Source organism: Pseudoduganella sp. OTU4001, assembly GCF_038440195.1.
Classification (GTDB): domain Bacteria; phylum Pseudomonadota; class Gammaproteobacteria; order Burkholderiales; family Burkholderiaceae_D; genus Rugamonas.
Map to the genome: position 1 here is coordinate 85,047 of NZ_JASATG010000013.1, position 15,757 is coordinate 100,803.

Below are 15,757 nucleotides of genomic sequence, written 5' to 3' on the forward strand. Positions count from 1 at the left end.
AATAGAAAGCGGTGGCCGTTTTACGGCAAGTCCGCTATTTTAGCATTTTTACCCCCAATCCGCCCCGAAAGATGCCACTTCCTCTCACTCCAGAACAAAAACAAACGCTATTCTGGGTGACCGTCTGGGGCGCTTTCATCTTCCTGCTGTGGGTGCTGGGACCGGTCCTGACGCCCTTTTTGGCGGCAGCCATCATCGCCTACGCCCTCAATCCGGCAGTCGACAAACTGTGCCGCATGCGCCTGTTCCGGCGCTGGAAAATGCCGCGTTCCCTGGCGGTTTCCATCGTGATCGTGCTGTTTGGCGCCGCCATGCTGGCCCTGATGCTGGTGGTGGTGCCGGTGCTGCAGAAGGAAATTCCGCTGCTGCAGGCGGCGATTCCAGCCTTTTTGGCCAAATTGAACGATACCCTGGGCCCGCGCCTGCAGCAGCTGGGCGTGGAATTTACCCTGGACGGGGCCACCATCAAGGCCCTGGTGGCCGAGAAAATGGCCGAAAGCGGCGACCAGATCTGGGCCGCCGTGCTGAATTCGGTACGCGCCGGCGGTTCCGCCGTGCTGGGCTGGCTGGCGACCATTACCCTGATCCCGGTCGTGCTGTTCTACCTGCTGCTGGACTGGCACCAGCTGCTGGCGCGGATTGCCGGCGCCGTGCCGCGCCGCTATATCGGCGCCACCCTGGACATGGCGCGCGAATCGGACCAGCTTTTGGCACAATACCTGCGCGGCCAGCTGCTGGTGATGCTGGTGTTGTCAGTTTATTATTCCACCGCCCTGGCCATGGCCGGTTTCGACGTGGCGCTGCCGGTCGGTATCCTGTCCGGCGTGCTGGTCTTTATCCCCTACCTGGGCTTCGGCCTGGGCCTGCTGCTGGCCCTGATGGCCGCGGTCTTGCAGTTTTCCGACTGGAGCGGGCTGATCGCGGTGGCCATCATCTACGGCCTGGGCCAGGTCATCGAAGGTTTCATCCTGACGCCGCGCCTGGTGGGCGAGCGCATCGGCCTCGATCCGCTGGCGGTGATTTTCGCCCTGTTGGCCTTCGGCCAGCTGTTCGGATTCGTCGGCGTGCTGCTCGCTTTGCCCGCTTCGGCCCTGTTAATGGTCGGTTTCCGGCACCTTCGCCGCCACTACCTGCGCAGCAGCTTTTATAATGCGTAGTGTGAAGATCGATTACGTTAGCAAAAAATCCACAAAGCCGGGGCAAGTCCAATGAAACAGCTGGTGCTTGACCTGGGCGCGGAGCCGGTGTGCACCCTCGAGTCCTTCGAGGTGGGCCGCAATGCGGAGGTGGCGGCGCTGATGCGCCAGTTCGCCGAGCGCAGCTCCCGCGAGCATTTCGCCTATCTTTGGGGAGAAACGGGCGCAGGCAAGTCGCACCTGCTGAAGGCGCTCGCCTCGAGCGAGCGTGCACGCTATATTTCGCCGTTTTCGATTGAAACCGAGTTCCTGTATTCGCCGGAAGTGGACCTGTACCTGCTGGACGACTGCGAAAAGCTGTCGCCGGTGGCCCAGATCGATGCTTTTGCCCTGTTCAACGAGATCCGCGCCAACAACGCCTATATGGTGAGCGCGGGCTCGGTCGCCCCGGCCGTGCTGCCGGTGCGCGAGGACCTGCGCACGCGCATGGGCTGGGGCCTGGTGTACCAGATCCATGGCCTGACGGATGATGAAAAGCTGGCGACGCTGACGCAAATGGCGGAAGCGCGCGGCTTGACCCTCTCCCCGGGTGTGCTACCTTACCTGCTGTCGCATTTCCAGCGCGACATGGTATCGCTGTCCTCGATGCTCGACTCGCTCGACCAGTATTCCCTGGAAACCAAACGCCCGATTACCCTGCCCCTGCTGCGCGAATGGCTGCAGGAGGAAGCGAAAGAATGATGAAACTCGCCCTGTTCGACCTTGACCATACGCTGCTGCCGATCGACTCCGATTTCGAATGGGGCCAGTTCCTGTGCCGCGTGGGCGCCGTCGACGCCGCTGAATTCAAGCGCCGCAACGAGGAATTCTTCGACCAATACCAGGCGGGCACCCTGGACCCGGTGGAATACCTGGAATTTTCGCTCGGAACCCTGTCTGCCTTCGATCCCGAAGAACTGGCCGAACTGCAGCAGCGCTACATGACCGAAGTGGTGATGCCGAACATCCTGCCTGCCGCCCGCGCGCTGCTGCAACAGCACCTTGACGCCGGCGACCTGGTGGCGATCGTGACGGCGACCAACCACTTTGTGGTGGCGCCGATTGCCAAGGCCTTCGGCGTGGAGCATGTGATTGCTGCGATGCCGGAGCGCGATGCCGCCGGCCGCATCACCGGCAAACTGCTTGGCACGCCAACCCAGGGCGAAGGCAAGATCGTGCACACCAAGGCCTGGCTGGAAAAAATGGGACACACGCTGGACAGCTTCGACAGCGTCCACTTCTACAGCGATTCCCATAACGACCTGCCGCTGCTGTCGATCGTCAGCCATCCGATTGCGACCAACCCGAACGCCAAGCTGTCCGCACATGCGACCGCGCAAGGCTGGCCACTAATTCACCTGTTCAATGATTAAGAAATTCATCCGCAAGATCCTGGGCGTCAAGCAAAAGGGCAATGAGCTCGTTGTGCTAGGCCCGAAAGAGCATGGCATCGACCCGCGCATGGTGTCGAACAACGCCATCCGCGTTACCAGCACGCTGCAGGAAGCCGGCTTCGAGGCCTTTGTGGTGGGCGGCGCGGTGCGCGACCTGCTGCTGGGCGTGAAGCCGAAGGACTTTGACGTCGCCACCAACGCCACGCCGGAACAGGTCAAGCGCCTGTTCCGGCGCGCCTTCATCATCGGCCGCCGCTTCCAGATCGTGCACGTGATGTTCGGCCAGGACCTGCTGGAAGTGACCACCTTCCGCGGCACCGCTACCGACAACGCGCCGAAAGACGAGCATGGCCGCGTGCTGCGCGATAACACCTTCGGCTCGCAGGCAGAGGATGCGGAGCGCCGCGACTTCACCATCAACGCCATGTACTACAACCCTGCCACGCAGGAAGTGCTGGACTACCACGGCGGCATCGAGGATATCCGCAGCAAGACGCTGCGCATCATCGGCCAGCCGGAAGCGCGCTACCGCGAAGACCCGGTGCGCATGTTGCGCGTGGTGCGCTTTGCGGCCAAGCTGAATTTCTCCATCGAGCGTTCGACCGCCGAGCCGATCGGCGTGATGGCGCCGCTGATCGACAACGTGCCGGCGGCACGCGTGTTCGACGAGATGCTCAAGCTGCTGACTTCCGGCCAGGCCCTGGCCTGCCTGCAGCAGCTGCGCAAGGAAGGCCTGCACCATGGCCTGCTGCCGATGCTGGACGTGGTGCTGGAGCAGCCAATGGGCACCAAATTCGTGACCCTGGCGCTGGATTCGACCGACAAGCGCGTCATGGCCGGCAAAACCGTGTCGCCGGGCTTCCTGTTTGCTTCCCTGCTGTGGCACCAGGTGCTGGAGAAGTGGCAGGCTTACCAGGCGGCGGGCGAGCTCACCATCCCCGCGCTGCACCTGGCGGCGGATGAAGTGCTGGAGTCGCAGACCGAGAAGCTGGCGATCCAGCGCAAGATCGGTTCCGACATGCGCGATATCTGGGCCATGCAGCCGCGCTTTGAGCGCCGCAACGGCAAGAACCCGTACAAGCTGCTGGAACACCTGCGCTTCCGCGCCGGCTACGACTTCCTGCTGCTGCGCTGCGCTTCCGGCGAGATCGACCGCGAGCTGGGCGACTGGTGGACGGCCTTCTACGAAGCCGACGAAAGCGTGCGCGCCGAGCTGGTGTCGGCTGTATCGTCCGGCGGCGGCAAGAAGAAAAAGCCTGCGCCACGCCGCGCGCGCAAGGAGGCAGGCGAAGGCGCTGCCGAACTGGCCGCCGCGAACCAAGATGCGGATGAAGGCGACGAGTCGGACGACGACGAATTCCTGAATCCGCGCCCAGAGGGCGAAGCGCCGGCACGCAAGCGCCGCCGCCGTCCACGCCGTAACCGCGGCCGCAGCGGCGGCGGTGGCGCCGACGCGGGCCCCGGCGGCGAGGGCTGATGGCCGTCACCGCCTACATCGGCATTGGCGCCAACCTGGGCGACGCCCGCGCCAATGTGCTGGATGCGTTTGAGCGCCTGGGCAAGCTGCCCGGCGCTTCGCTCGAAGCGGTGTCGTCGCTGTACCGCACCGCGCCTATCGACTCCTCCGGCGACGACTATATCAATGCCGTCGCCCGCCTGAGCACCACGCTGCCGGCGCAGGCGCTGCTGGAGGCGCTGTTCGCTATCGAGCAGGCGCACGGCCGCGAACGGCCTTACTACAACGCGCCGCGCACGCTAGACCTGGACCTGCTGCTGTACGGCGATGAGCAGATCGCCACCGCCACGCTGACCGTGCCGCATCCGCGCATGCATCAGCGGGCATTCGTGCTGCTGCCGCTGCTGGAGCTGGCGCCCGAGGTGGTGCTGCCCGGCCTCGGTCCTGCTGCCGGTTTCGCGCCGGCCGTTGCCGACCAAGGTATCATCCGCCTTTAAAACCGGTAAACCGGTGCCCTGACCCATAGGGTCAGGCACCACCAGCACGAGGGCCGCGGGCTGCGAGACCGTTGGGGGTCTGACCCTGCGGGTCTGACGGGACGGCCATCCGGCCGGTTTACCGGTTTAAAAGCAAAGGACCCAACTATGCAAATCCCAATCTTTATCCAAACCGCCGGCCTGCTGATCCTGTCGAACATCTTCATGACCGTTGCATGGTACGGACACCTGAAGAACTTCTCTAACAAATCCTGGCTGGTAGCAGCCCTGGTCAGTTGGGGCATCGCCCTGTTCGAATACCTGATCCAGGTCCCCGCCAACCGCATCGGTTTCAGCGTCTACAGCCTGGCGCAGCTGAAGATCATGCAGGAAGTGATCACCCTCGGCGTGTTCGTCCCCTTCGCCATGTATTACATGGACCAGCCGTTCAAAACCGACTTCATCTGGGCCGGCCTGTGCCTGGTGGGCGCTGTGTACTTCATTTTCCGCAGTTAGAATATCGTTTTTCGAATTTAAGGACATTGCCATGTCTGGAAACATGCAGAACCCCTACCCGGCCCCTACCCGCCCAGTCCCGACCAAGGCGGTCACGATCCCATCGATCAACGCCCTGAAGGCGGCCGGGGAGAAAATCACCATGCTGACCTGCTACGACGCCAGCTTCGCCTCCATGATGGACGGCTGCGGCGTGGAAGTGCTGCTGATCGGTGATTCGCTGGGCATGGTGTGCAATGGCCACCAGTCCACCCTGCCGGTCACCGTGCAGGACATTGCCTACCACACCGCCGCCGTGGCGCGCGGTGCGAAAAATGCGCTGATCCTGGCCGATATGCCGTTCGGCTCCTACGGCACCCCAGAGCAAGCCTTCCACAACGCCGTGCAGCTGGTGCAAGCCGGCGCGCATATGGTGAAGATCGAAGGCGGCGCCTGGGTTGCGGAAACCGTCCGCTTCCTGGTCGAGCGTTCGATCCCGGTGTGCGCGCACCTGGGCCTGACCCCGCAGTCGGTGCATACCCTGGGCGGCTACAAGGTGCAGGGCAAAACCGTGCAAAGCGCCGACCTGCTGAAGCAGGATGCGCTGAAGCTGCAGGCCGCCGGCGCAGCCATGCTGGTGCTGGAGGCGATTCCAACCGCCTTGGGCAAGGAAGTGACCGATATGCTGTCGATGCCGACCATCGGCATTGGCGCGGGACCAGACTGTTCCGGCCAGGTGCTGGTCATGCACGATATGCTGGGCGTGTTCCCAGGACGCAAAGCGCGCTTTGTGAAGAATTTTATGGAAGGCCAGACTTCGATCCAGGCGGCGGTAACGGCCTATGTCGATGCAGTGAAGGGCGGCACCTTCCCGGCGCTGGAACACTGCTTCTGAGCCATGGGCGCCCCGCTTAACGACGACGAGTACGATCGCCTCGACGACCTGCTGGCTGATATCGGCCCGCAGGCCATGGATGTCGCCAAACTGGAAGGCTTCCTGACCGCGCTGGTGGTCGGGCCGGCCGACGTGGCGCAGGATACGTGGCTGCCGGTCGTCTGGGGTGGCAGCGCCGGCAACGACGAAGCTGCCGCGCTGATCCTGCGCCATCACGACTATATGCGAGTGTGGATGCAGAAGGACCCGGGCAGCTTCGAGCCGATCTACGAATGCGGCGGCAGCTGGACTGCCGAAGCCTGGTGCGAAGGCTTCCTGGCCGGCATGGCGCTGGCGCCCGAGGCCTGGGCGCCGCTGCGCGCGCAGCAGCCAGCCTCGCTGGCGCCGTTCCAGCCGCCGTTCAATGCCGCCAAGGTGCCACCTGCGGTGATCAACATCAACGCCTTCTTCCACGCGCCGCAGCCGAAAGTCGCCAAGGCTGGCCGCAACGATCCCTGCCCTTGCGGCAGCGGCAAGAAATTCAAGAAGTGCTGCGGCGCCTAAGCTCCTAGATCTGGATCCAGGTGGTCTTCAACTCGGTGTACTTGTCGAAGGCATGCAGCGATTTGTCGCGGCCATTGCCTGACTGCTTGTAGCCGCCAAACGGCACCGTGATATCGTCGCCATCGTACTGGTTGACGTGTACGGTGCCCGCCTTCAGCGCGCGCGAGGTGCGGATCGCTTTTGAGATATCACTGGTCCACACCGCAGCGTGCAGGCCGTACGGCGTATCGTTGGCCTGCCGCACCGCTTCGTCCAGGTCCTTGAAGGACAGCACCGACAGTACCGGGCCAAAGATCTCTTCGCGCGCGATCTTCATGGTGTTCTGCACGCCGTCGAACAAGGTCGGCTCAACGTAGAAGCCCCCGGTTTCCTTGCGCGCCGCTTTGCCGCCGGCCAGCAGCCTGGCGCCTTCCTCGCGGCCTGCTTCGATATAGCCCATCACGGTATTCATCTGGATCGAATCGACAATCGCGCCCATGACGGTTTTCTCGTCCAGCGGATCGCCTGGCGCATACGACGGCATCATGGCCAGCGCCTTCTCCAGGAACTTGTCCTTGATCGACTCCTCCACAAACAGGCGCGATGGCGCGTTGCAGCTCTCGCCCTGGTTGAAGTAGATCGAGCCGACCGCCGCCGCGACGGCAGCATCCAGGTCCGGGCAATCGGCGCAGACGATGTTGGCGGATTTGCCACCCAGCTCCGTCCACGCGCGTTTCAGGTTCGACTGGCCCGCCATCTGGATGATCTGCTTGCCCGTGCGCGTGGAGCCGGTGAAGCCGATGCAGTCCACGTCCATATGCATGGCCAGCGCGGCGCCGGCTTCATTGCCATAGCCTGGCAGCACATTGAACACTCCGGGTGGGATGCCCGCCTCCACCGCCAGCTCCGCCAGGCGCAGCGCCGACAGCGGCGATTTCTCGGACGGCTTGAGCACCACGCTATTGCCCGCCGCCAGTGCCGGCGCGATCTTCCACGCGGCCATCAGCAGCGGATAATTCCACGGCACAATGGCCGCCACCACACCCACCGGCTCGCGCGTGATCAAGGCCAGCGAGTTGGCTGGCGTCGGCGCGATTTCGCCGTACACCTTGTCGATTGCTTCGCCGTACCAGCGGATGCAGTTGGCGGCGAGCGAAACGTCCACCACCTGGCTGTACTTGATCGGCTTGCCCATATCGAGCGTTTCCAGCAGCGCCAGTTCGTCCTTGTTCTGCATCATCAGCTCGGCGAACTTCACCAGCACTCGCTTGCGCTGCGCCGGCGCCTGACCCGCCCAGCGGCCACTGTCGAAGGCGCGGCGCGCCACTGCCACTGCCTGGTCCACATCCGCCGCGTCGCAGCGCGCGGTCTGCGACAGGTAGCGGCCATCGATCGGCGACAGGTTATCGAACTTACGCTCGCTACGCGCCCAGGTGCGCTCGCCGTTGATGAAAGCGCGGCCGTCCAGGGTCAGCGCTTTCGCGCGGTCATGCCAGTTGATCGCCTCTTTCGCAGTCTTCGTCATGATTCAGACCCATCCCCTTTGTTGTAAGTCCTTATAGGTATCGTCCAGGCAGCGCCGGATCAGCGCCACCATTTCGTCAATCTGCTCGCGCGTCATCACCAGCGGCGGCGCAATGATCATGCGGTCGCCAACGGCGCGCATGATCATGCCGTTGTTGAACATATAGCCGCGGCACACCATGCCCACTTCCAGCTTTGGATCGAAGTACTCGTGGCCATGGATGGTGGGCCCCTTGCGCCGCACCAGGTTCAGGCCTGCGACAAAGCCGCAGCTGTTGGCGTAGCCGACCAGCGGATGGTCGGCCAGCGTGGCAAAGCGTTGCGCCAGGTATGGGCCGGTATCTTCCGCCACGCGCTGCACCAGTTTCTCATCCTCGATGATGCGGATAGTCTCCAGCGCGGCCGCGCAGGCCACCGGGTGGCCGGAGTAAGTGAAACCGTGGGCGAACTCGCCGCCCTGCCCGATCAGCACATTCGCCACGCGCTCACCGACCAGCACCCCGCCCAGCGGGATGTAGCCAGAGGTGACACCCTTGGCGAAAGTGATCAGGTCCGGCTTGATGCCGAAGTAGTCGCTGGCGAACATGCGGCCGGTGCGGCCGAAGCCGGTGATCACTTCATCCGCAATCAGCAAGATGCCGTATTTGTCGCAGATGCGCTGGATCTCCGGCCAGTAAGTGCGCGGGGGGATGACGACGCCGCCCGCGCCCTGGATTGGCTCGCCGATGAAGGCCGCCACCTTCTCGGCGCCGACGTCGAGAATTTTCTGCTCCAGCCAGGAGGCGGCCTCGATGCCGAATTCGTCCTCCGTCATGCCGCGTCCTGCTTCCAGGTAGTTCGGCTGGCGGATATGCACGATGCCAGGAATCGGCAAGCCGCCCTGCGCGTGCATGCCCTCCATGCCGCCCAGCGAGGCGCCCGCCATTGTGCTGCCGTGATAGGCGTTGAAGCGGCTGATGATGGTGTGGCGCTGCGGCTGCCCCATCAAGTCCCAGTAACGGCGCACCATGCGCACGTTGGTGTCGTTGGCCTCCGAACCGGAGCCGGTGAAGAACACGTGCTTGAAGCCCTGCGGTGCGATCTCGGCCAACTTGGCGGCGAGCTTCACCGCCGGCACATTCGTGGTGTTGAAGAAGCTGTTATAGAAAGGCAGCGTCTCCATCTGCTCGAACACGGCCTTGGAGATGCTGTGCCGCCCGTAGCCGACATTCACGCACCACAGGCCGGACATGCCGTCCAAAATCTTCTTGCCTTCCGAATCCCACAGGTAGATGCCTTCGCCACGCACCATCACGCGCACACCGCGCTCGCCGAGCGCCTTGTGGTCGGTGAACGGGTGCAGGTAATGGGCGTGGTCGTGCGCCTGGATGGTTTTGGTATCGTCCATGATCGCCTCCTCAAACGTGCAGCAGCAGGTGCTCGCGCTCCCACGGACTGATGACGGTCATGAACTCCTGATGCTCCAGGTCCTTGATGGCGGCGTAGACGTCGATGAAGCGCTCGCCCAGTACGAAGCGCAGCTTGTCTTCGCTGCGCAGCTCCTTCAGCGCTTCCGGCAAGCCTTGCGGCAGCTCCACCTTCATATCGTAGGCGCTGCCGGTGGTCGGTGCGGTCGGCTCCAGCCCCTCGGTCATGCCGAGATAGCCGCAGGCCAGCGTCACAGCCAGTGCGAGATATGGGTTCGCATCGGCGCCGATGATGCGGTTCTCCACGCGCCGATCCTGCACGCCCGATTCCGGCACGCGGAAGCCGACCGTGCGGTTATCCATGCCCCACTGGATATTGATCGGCGCCGCCGTGTGCCGCACCAGGCGGCGGTAGGAATTCACATACGGCGCAACGATCGCCAGTGCGCTCGGCATATAGCGCTGCAGGCCGCCAATATAGGCCTTGAACAGCTGCGACGGCGAGCCATCCTGGTTGCTGAAGATATTCCAGCCGGTGCGCGCATCGACCACGCTCTGGTGGATATGCATCGCCGATCCCGGTTCGCCCGCCATCGGTTTGGCCATGAAGGTGGCGTACATGTGGTGCTTTAACGCGGCCTCGCGCAAGGTGCGCTTGAAGAAGAACACCTTGTCGGCCAAGCCAAGCGGTTCGCCGTGCAGGAAGTTGATCTCCATTTGCCCGGCGCCGATTTCGTGGATCAGGGTGTCCACGTCCAGGCCCATCAGGTCGCAGTAATCATAGATATCCTCGAACAGCGGATCGAATTCATTCACCGCATCGATGCTGTACACCTGGCGGCTGGTTTCGGCGCGGCCGCTGCGGCCAACGGGCGCCTTCAGCGGCAGGTCCGGATCCGAATTCTTATCGGTCAGGTAGAACTCCAGTTCCGGGGCAACGACGGGCTTCCAGCCCTTTTCCTCAAACAGCTTCAATACGCGCCGCAGCACGGAGCGCGGCGCAAAGTCGACCAGGCGACCGTCGCTGAAATAACAGTCGTGGATCACTTGCGCCGTCGGGTCGGTCGCCCATGGCACCATGGTGATGGTGGTGGGGTCGGCTTTCAGGATCATGTCGCGGTCGGTGCTGGAAATGGCGCGGTCGTAGGCATCGTCCTCGGTCGGATAATTGCCGGTGACGGTCATGCCAAGCACCGCTTCAGGAATGCGCATGCCGCGCTCCTGGGTGAATTTACCCCGCGGGAGAATCTTCCCGCGTGCGACGCCGGTCAGGTCAGGCACCAGGCATTCGATCTCGGTGACCCGTTTTTCATTGAGCCACTCGTCCATGTCGGTGTAACTAAAATTTTCGCGGATTGCCATAGCTTCCTCTCAGGTAGTTTAAATAACGGCACTACTGAAGGAAGCACACCTAAGGGATACGGTCACGATGCACGCGGCAGGCAAGGCCAAATGCGCTGAACATGCGCATGGAATCGTGGTTCTCTTCGATGCGCCATTCGGGGTGCCACTGCACACCGAGTGCAAAGGCGGATGACGCCACTACTGAATAGGCTTCCACCAGGCCGTCGTCGGAGCGCGCTTCGACTTGCAGGCCGGGTGCGAGCCGGTCAATACCCTGCCCATGCAGGGAATTCACTTGTATCTCACTAGCACCATCAAGGATGTGGGCCAGCAAGCCGCCCGCTTCCAGTTTGATGCGGTGCGCCGGGCCATACTGCACGTCCAGCGGCTGCGTCTTGTCTTCGCGATGGTCGAAATAGCCCGCCACCGTATGCACCGCCTGGTGCAGCGTGCCGCCCAGCGCCACATTCACTTCCTGGAAGCCGCGGCAGATGGCCAGCAGCGGTATGCCGCGCAGCAGTGCGGCGCGGATCAGGGGCATCATGGTGGCATCGCGCGCAATATCCTGCGGCAGCGATGGATCGAGCGTGTCCTGCCCATACAGGCGTGCCTGTACATTGGAGGCGGCGCCAGTGAGCATGATGCCATTGGCGATGCCAAGCAGGCTTTCAAGGTCCGTGTTATCGCCCAGCGGCGGAACCAATAACGGTTGGCAGCGAGCTCCCACAGCTACCGCATCGACGTATTTGTTCTGAGCGGCGTAGCTGGGATGTGAGCCAATTTTATGGCTGCAGGCGGGGACCAGTACGATGGGGCGGCGCATTTCAGTTTCTTTTGGTAACTTGGTGTGCAATTTGATCTTATTCCCAATTTGCGAATGTGGCAACTGGGCGCGGTGATACCCGGTATACTGGATTTTTACTTTGGAGGTGAATCATGCTGACCCTGAAAGATCCCAGCCTTCTACGCCAACAATGTTTCATTGCTGGCGAATGGTGCGATGCCGATGGGGGCGCAACGATCGCCGTCACCAATCCAGCTACCGGTGAAAATCTCGGCACTGTGCCGAAAATGGGGGCTGCCGAAACGCGCCGCGCCATCGAGGCTGCGAATGCAGCCTGGCCGGCATGGCGTAAAACACCGGCCAAATCGCGCGCTGCCATCCTGCGCAAATGGAATGACCTGATCCTGGCCAATGCCGATGACCTGGCATTGCTGATGACGGCCGAACAAGGCAAGCCGCTGGCCGAATCCAAGGGCGAAATCACTTATGCAGCGTCCTTTATCGAATGGTTTGCCGAAGAGGCCAAGCGCATCGCTGGCGAGACCCTCGCATCGCCGTGGCCGGACAAACGCATCGTGGTCACGCGCGAACCGATTGGCGTCAGCGCAGCGATCACGCCATGGAACTTCCCTTCCGCGATGATTACGCGCAAGGCCGGTCCCGCATTGGCGGCAGGCTGCCCGATGGTGGTCAAACCGGCCGAACTGACGCCGTTCTCCGCACTCGCGCTGGCGGTACTGGCGGAGCGCGCTGGCGTGCCGGCCGGCGTGTTCAGCGTGATCACAGGTGCGTCGCGCGAAATCGGCGGCGAAATGACTTCCAACCCGATCGTGCGCAAGCTGAGTTTTACCGGCTCCACCGCTGTTGGCCGCCTGCTGATGGAGCAGTGCGCGCCGACGATCAAGAAGCTGTCGCTGGAACTTGGCGGCAATGCGCCCTTCATCGTATTCGACGATGCCGACCTGGATGCAGCAGTGGAAGGCGCTATCGCGTCCAAGTACCGCAACGCCGGCCAAACCTGCGTCTGCGCTAACCGCATCTATGTGCAGGATGGCGTCTACGATTCCTTCGCATCCAGGCTGGTGGAGGCCGCGCGCAAACTCAAGGTCGGAAACGGCGCCGATAACGGCGTGACGCAAGGCCCGCTGATCGAAGAGAAGGCCGTCGTCAAGGTAGAAGAGCATATCGCGGATGCGCTCGGCAAGGGCGCACGATTGCTGCTGGGCGGCAAGCGACATGAGCTGGGCCACAGCTTCTTCCAGCCGACCGTGCTGGCTGACGTGAATGCCGACATGCTGGTGGCGCGCGAGGAAACGTTCGGACCATTGGCGCCGCTGTTCCGCTTCAAGACCGACGAGGAAGCGGTGGCCTTGGCCAACGATACCGAATTTGGCCTCGCCGCGTATTTCTACTCATGCGACATCGGCCGCATCTGGCGCGTGGCGGAAGGACTGGAAAGCGGCATGGTGGGCGTGAACACAGGCCTGATCTCGACCGAGATCGCGCCATTCGGCGGCGTCAAGCAATCGGGCCTGGGCCGCGAGGGCTCGACGCACGGTATGGATGATTATCTCGTCATCAAATACATCTGCATGGGTGGCGTTTAAACCTGGGCTGCCTCTTCAGCGCGCACCTCGCTCAGTAGCTTCTTCAGCTCGGGCACGCAGGAGCCGCAGTTGCCGCCGGCTTTGACGCAGGCGGTGATTTGCGCCGGCGTGGTCAGGTTCATTTCGCGAATGGCGTTGCAGATGGTATTGCGGCCGACGCCGAAACAGGAGCAGACCGTGGGGCCGGTGTCGGCGCCGGCGGCAATGGGGCGGCCGGCTAACAAGGCTGCGCGGTCGGTCAGTTCCAGCTTCTCTTTGGCGAACAGGCTGGCCAGCCATTGACGGGCGGGCAGGTCTGGTCTTGATGAGATGAAGATGCATTGGGCGATGCGGTCGTCGACAAGGTGCACGGCACGGAAGACGCCGGAGCTGCGGTCGGCGTATTCGAGCCAGTCGGCATCGTCGTCTTTGATGCCGAGCAGCTGGCGTGCCCATTCGCCGAAATCTTCAATCGTGTTGCGGCCGGCCAGCTCGTAGCGCTGGAAGTCTGTGCCTTGCACCTTGGTCCAATAGGCCATTGCGTCCAGTTGCAGCGCGCCGCGGCTCAGGATGAAGCCGTGCCATTTGACCGGAAAGCGGTCAACCATCACGGGGGTGTGCTTGAATTCCGGCTCGCCGGAAACTGGATCGACGGCGGGATTCACGACGGCGCCGATGCGGGCGTCGGAGGCGGTCTGGTTGTTCCAGTGGATTGGCACGAATGTGCTGCCGCGCGCGATGCCGCCGCCGTGCTGGACTCTTGCGATCATGCTGCCCCATTGGCTGGTGACGCGCGCCAGCTCGCCTTCTTTCACGCCGCACAGCAGTGCGTCCTGCGGGTGCATGTCGATGAAGGATTCGGGGATGTGGTCGGCCAGCTTGGGGGCGCGGCCGGTGCGGGTCATGGTGTGCCAGTGGTCGCGTACGCGGCCGGTGTTGAGCGTGAGGGGAAATTCGCCATCCGGCAGGTTGGCCGGGGCACGCGGGGCGGTAGCCACGAAGCGCGCGCGGCCATCGGCGTGCGAAAAACGGCCATCAGCGAATGGGCTGCTCGCTTCGGCGGAGGCAGACGCCGGGACGGGCCATTGGGTTGGTGGGAGGACGTCGAAGGCGGAGTCGCTGAGCGTCGCGAGGGCGGCAATGTTGAAGGCCCGCGGGAGGTCGGCGGGGGTGTTGCGCCAGGCGCTCAGGCGGGCGTGTTCGGTGAAGATCTCGGCGGCGCTGGCGTAGCCGAAGCCGTCATAGCCCATGCGCAGGGCGAACTGCGACAGGATCAGCCAGTCGGCCCTGGCTTCGCCGGGTGCAGGCAGGAAGGCGCGCTGGCGGGAGATGCGGCGTTCGGAATTGGTCACGGTGCCGTCCTTTTCGCCCCATGCGAGCGCGGGCAGCAGGACGTCGGCGTAGGCATTGGTGTCGGTATCGCGCACCACATCGGAGACCACGACCAGCTCGCAGCGTTCCAGCGCGCGCCGTACTTGGTCGGCGTTCGGCAGGCTGACCACCGGGTTGGTGGCGATCACCCACACCGCCTTCACGCGTCCAGATTCGATGGCTTCGAACAGGTCGACCGCTTTCAGGCCGGGACGAGCGGCGATGCGCGGCGACTCCCAGAAAGTCTGCACGGCGTGGCGGTGCGCGGGGTTGTCGAGGTCCATGTGCGCCGCCAGCATGTTCGCCAGGCCGCCTACCTCGCGGCCGCCCATGGCGTTGGGCTGGCCGGTGATGGAAAACGGGCCCATGCCCTGCTTGCCGATCCGGCCGCCGATCAGGTGGCAGTTGATGATGGCGTTGACCTTGTCGGTACCGGCGCTGGACTGGTTGACGCCCATCGAGAAGCCGGTAATCACTTTCGCCGTGGCGGCAAAGGATTCGTAGAACTCCAGCAAATCATCGAGGTTCACGCGGCAGGCGCGCGCCACGTCGGCTGGCGAAATATCGGCGGCAGCCAGCGCATCGTTGAGGCCATTCGTGTGCGCAGCGATAAATGCTGGATCGATTGCGCCGATGCGCGACAGGTAGCTGAGCAAGCCGTTGAACAGCCAGACATCGGTGCCGGGCTTGATCGGAAGGTGAAGGTCGGCCTGCTCGCAGGTGGCGGTACGGCGCGGATCGATGACCACGATCTTCATGCCAGGCCGGGCTTCCTTGGCGCGCGTGAGGCGCTGGAACAGGATGGGATGGCACCAGGCCAGGTTGGAGCCTACCAGCACCACCATGTCGGCGTGGTCGATGTCGTCGTAGTTGACCGGCACCACGTCCTCACCGAACGCGCGCTTGTGGCCTGCCACGGCGGAGGACATGCAGAGGCGCGAGTTGGTGTCGATATTCGCGCTGCCGATGTAGCCCTTCATCAATTTATTGGCGACGTAGTAGTCCTCCGTCAGCAGTTGGCCGGAGACGTAGAAGGCCACAGCGTCCGGTCCATGCTCGTCGATGATGGCGCGCCATTTGCCAGCCACGTGGTCGAGCGCCTCCCCCCAGGCCGTGCGCTGCAGTTCGCCGCCGCGTTCACGCATCATCGGGTACAGCAGGCGGCCCTCCAGGCCAATGGTCTCTCCCAGCGCGGAACCTTTCACGCACAAGCGCCCCTGGTTGGCCGGATGCGCGGCATCGCCCGCGATATCGAAACCGCCTTCGGCGCGCGGCGTCGCCGTCACACCGCACCCAACTCCGCAATAAGCGCACGTCGTCTTAATCATG

Annotated in this window: 14 protein-coding genes; 9 read left to right on the forward strand and 5 right to left on the reverse strand. The window is 63.3% G+C overall.

Going from position 1 to position 15,757, the window contains the following annotated elements; genetic code table 11:
* Nucleotides 1-71: 71 nt before the first annotated feature.
* The 8 genes from AAHE99_RS14000 to AAHE99_RS14035 all read left to right on the forward strand — a co-directional run bounded on the left by AAHE99_RS14000 (nucleotide 72) and on the right by AAHE99_RS14035 (nucleotide 6,434).
* A complete protein-coding gene (locus AAHE99_RS14000; RefSeq protein ID WP_342117964.1) occupies nucleotides 72-1,157 on the forward strand; it encodes an AI-2E family transporter in 1,086 nt (361 codons plus the stop codon).
* Nucleotides 1,158-1,208: 51 nt separating this feature from the next.
* A complete protein-coding gene (hda, locus tag AAHE99_RS14005) occupies nucleotides 1,209-1,877 on the forward strand; it encodes a DnaA regulatory inactivator Hda (protein WP_342117965.1) in 669 nt (222 codons plus the stop codon).
* A complete protein-coding gene (locus AAHE99_RS14010) occupies nucleotides 1,877-2,548 on the forward strand; it encodes a histidinol-phosphatase (RefSeq protein WP_342118017.1) in 672 nt (223 codons plus the stop codon). The genes hda and AAHE99_RS14010 overlap by 1 nt, the downstream gene beginning before the upstream one ends.
* Nucleotides 2,541-4,046, forward strand: coding sequence for a polynucleotide adenylyltransferase PcnB (gene pcnB, locus AAHE99_RS14015; protein ID WP_342117966.1), 1,506 nt, complete (start codon nucleotides 2,541-2,543; stop codon nucleotides 4,044-4,046). The genes AAHE99_RS14010 and pcnB overlap by 8 nt, the downstream gene beginning before the upstream one ends.
* Entirely contained in the window at nucleotides 4,046-4,522 is a 477-nt protein-coding gene (gene folK, locus AAHE99_RS14020) for a 2-amino-4-hydroxy-6-hydroxymethyldihydropteridine diphosphokinase (RefSeq protein WP_342117967.1), read from the forward strand. Before pcnB ends, folK begins: the two co-directional genes overlap by 1 nt.
* A 147-nt stretch (nucleotides 4,523-4,669) precedes the next feature.
* A complete protein-coding gene (locus AAHE99_RS14025) occupies nucleotides 4,670-5,017 on the forward strand; it encodes a DMT family protein (RefSeq protein ID WP_342117968.1) in 348 nt (115 codons plus the stop codon).
* A 31-nt stretch (nucleotides 5,018-5,048) separates the two neighbouring features.
* Nucleotides 5,049-5,891 carry a 3-methyl-2-oxobutanoate hydroxymethyltransferase gene (gene panB, locus AAHE99_RS14030; RefSeq protein ID WP_342117969.1) on the forward strand — a complete coding sequence of 281 codons (843 nt, stop codon included), beginning with the start codon at nucleotides 5,049-5,051 and terminating at the stop codon, nucleotides 5,889-5,891.
* Between the two features lie 3 nt (nucleotides 5,892-5,894).
* Nucleotides 5,895-6,434, forward strand: coding sequence for a UPF0149 family protein (locus AAHE99_RS14035; protein ID WP_342117970.1), 540 nt, complete (start codon nucleotides 5,895-5,897; stop codon nucleotides 6,432-6,434).
* Between the two features lie 4 nt (nucleotides 6,435-6,438).
* Here the strand turns inward: AAHE99_RS14035 and AAHE99_RS14040 are convergent, their stop codons facing one another.
* Genes AAHE99_RS14040 through AAHE99_RS14055 form a run of 4 tightly spaced genes read right to left on the reverse strand, consistent with a single transcriptional unit; the run spans nucleotide 6,439 to nucleotide 11,510 of the window.
* The gene (locus AAHE99_RS14040; protein ID WP_342117971.1) at nucleotides 6,439-7,938 is read right to left on the reverse strand and encodes an aldehyde dehydrogenase; all 1,500 of its coding nucleotides are present in this window, start codon (nucleotides 7,936-7,938) and stop codon (nucleotides 6,439-6,441) included.
* 3 nt (nucleotides 7,939-7,941) lie between these two features.
* Nucleotides 7,942-9,324: an aspartate aminotransferase family protein gene (locus AAHE99_RS14045; RefSeq protein ID WP_342117972.1), complete on the reverse strand. Its 1,383-nt coding sequence runs from the start codon at nucleotides 9,322-9,324 to the stop codon at nucleotides 7,942-7,944.
* A 10-nt stretch (nucleotides 9,325-9,334) separates the two neighbouring features.
* Nucleotides 9,335-10,705 (reverse strand): glutamine synthetase family protein, encoded by a 1,371-nt coding sequence (locus tag AAHE99_RS14050; RefSeq protein ID WP_342117973.1) that lies wholly within the window; start codon nucleotides 10,703-10,705, stop codon nucleotides 9,335-9,337.
* A 49-nt stretch (nucleotides 10,706-10,754) separates the two neighbouring features.
* Nucleotides 10,755-11,510 carry a gamma-glutamyl-gamma-aminobutyrate hydrolase family protein gene (locus AAHE99_RS14055; RefSeq protein WP_342117974.1) on the reverse strand — a complete coding sequence of 252 codons (756 nt, stop codon included), beginning with the start codon at nucleotides 11,508-11,510 and terminating at the stop codon, nucleotides 10,755-10,757.
* 113 nt (nucleotides 11,511-11,623) lie between these two features.
* Here AAHE99_RS14055 and gabD point away from each other — a divergent pair, with 113 nt between their 5' ends.
* The gene (gabD, locus tag AAHE99_RS14060; protein ID WP_342117975.1) at nucleotides 11,624-13,078 is read left to right on the forward strand and encodes an NADP-dependent succinate-semialdehyde dehydrogenase; all 1,455 of its coding nucleotides are present in this window, start codon (nucleotides 11,624-11,626) and stop codon (nucleotides 13,076-13,078) included.
* Here the strand turns inward: gabD and AAHE99_RS14065 are convergent.
* Nucleotides 13,075-15,756 carry a molybdopterin-dependent oxidoreductase gene (locus AAHE99_RS14065; RefSeq protein WP_342117976.1) on the reverse strand — a complete coding sequence of 894 codons (2,682 nt, stop codon included), beginning with the start codon at nucleotides 15,754-15,756 and terminating at the stop codon, nucleotides 13,075-13,077. The genes gabD and AAHE99_RS14065 overlap by 4 nt on opposite strands.
* Between the last annotated feature and the right edge of the window lies 1 nt (nucleotide 15,757).

Coding starts and splice junctions, on each gene's coding strand:
- folK (WP_342117967.1), top strand. CDS start 4,046: ATGGCCGTCACCGCCTACATCGGCATTGGCGCCAACCTGGGCGACGCC.
- AAHE99_RS14055 (WP_342117974.1), bottom strand. CDS start 11,510: ATGCGCCGCCCCATCGTACTGGTCCCCGCCTGCAGCCATAAAATTGGC.
- AAHE99_RS14035 (WP_342117970.1), top strand. CDS start 5,895: ATGGGCGCCCCGCTTAACGACGACGAGTACGATCGCCTCGACGACCTG.
- hda (WP_342117965.1), top strand. CDS start 1,209: ATGAAACAGCTGGTGCTTGACCTGGGCGCGGAGCCGGTGTGCACCCTC.
- AAHE99_RS14040 (WP_342117971.1), bottom strand. CDS start 7,938: ATGACGAAGACTGCGAAAGAGGCGATCAACTGGCATGACCGCGCGAAA.
- AAHE99_RS14025 (WP_342117968.1), top strand. CDS start 4,670: ATGCAAATCCCAATCTTTATCCAAACCGCCGGCCTGCTGATCCTGTCG.
- panB (WP_342117969.1), top strand. CDS start 5,049: ATGTCTGGAAACATGCAGAACCCCTACCCGGCCCCTACCCGCCCAGTC.
- AAHE99_RS14045 (WP_342117972.1), bottom strand. CDS start 9,324: ATGGACGATACCAAAACCATCCAGGCGCACGACCACGCCCATTACCTG.
- AAHE99_RS14010 (WP_342118017.1), top strand. CDS start 1,877: ATGAAACTCGCCCTGTTCGACCTTGACCATACGCTGCTGCCGATCGAC.
- gabD (WP_342117975.1), top strand. CDS start 11,624: ATGCTGACCCTGAAAGATCCCAGCCTTCTACGCCAACAATGTTTCATT.
- pcnB (WP_342117966.1), top strand. CDS start 2,541: ATGATTAAGAAATTCATCCGCAAGATCCTGGGCGTCAAGCAAAAGGGC.
- AAHE99_RS14065 (WP_342117976.1), bottom strand. CDS start 15,756: ATGATTAAGACGACGTGCGCTTATTGCGGAGTTGGGTGCGGTGTGACG.
- AAHE99_RS14000 (WP_342117964.1), top strand. CDS start 72: ATGCCACTTCCTCTCACTCCAGAACAAAAACAAACGCTATTCTGGGTG.
- AAHE99_RS14050 (WP_342117973.1), bottom strand. CDS start 10,705: ATGGCAATCCGCGAAAATTTTAGTTACACCGACATGGACGAGTGGCTC.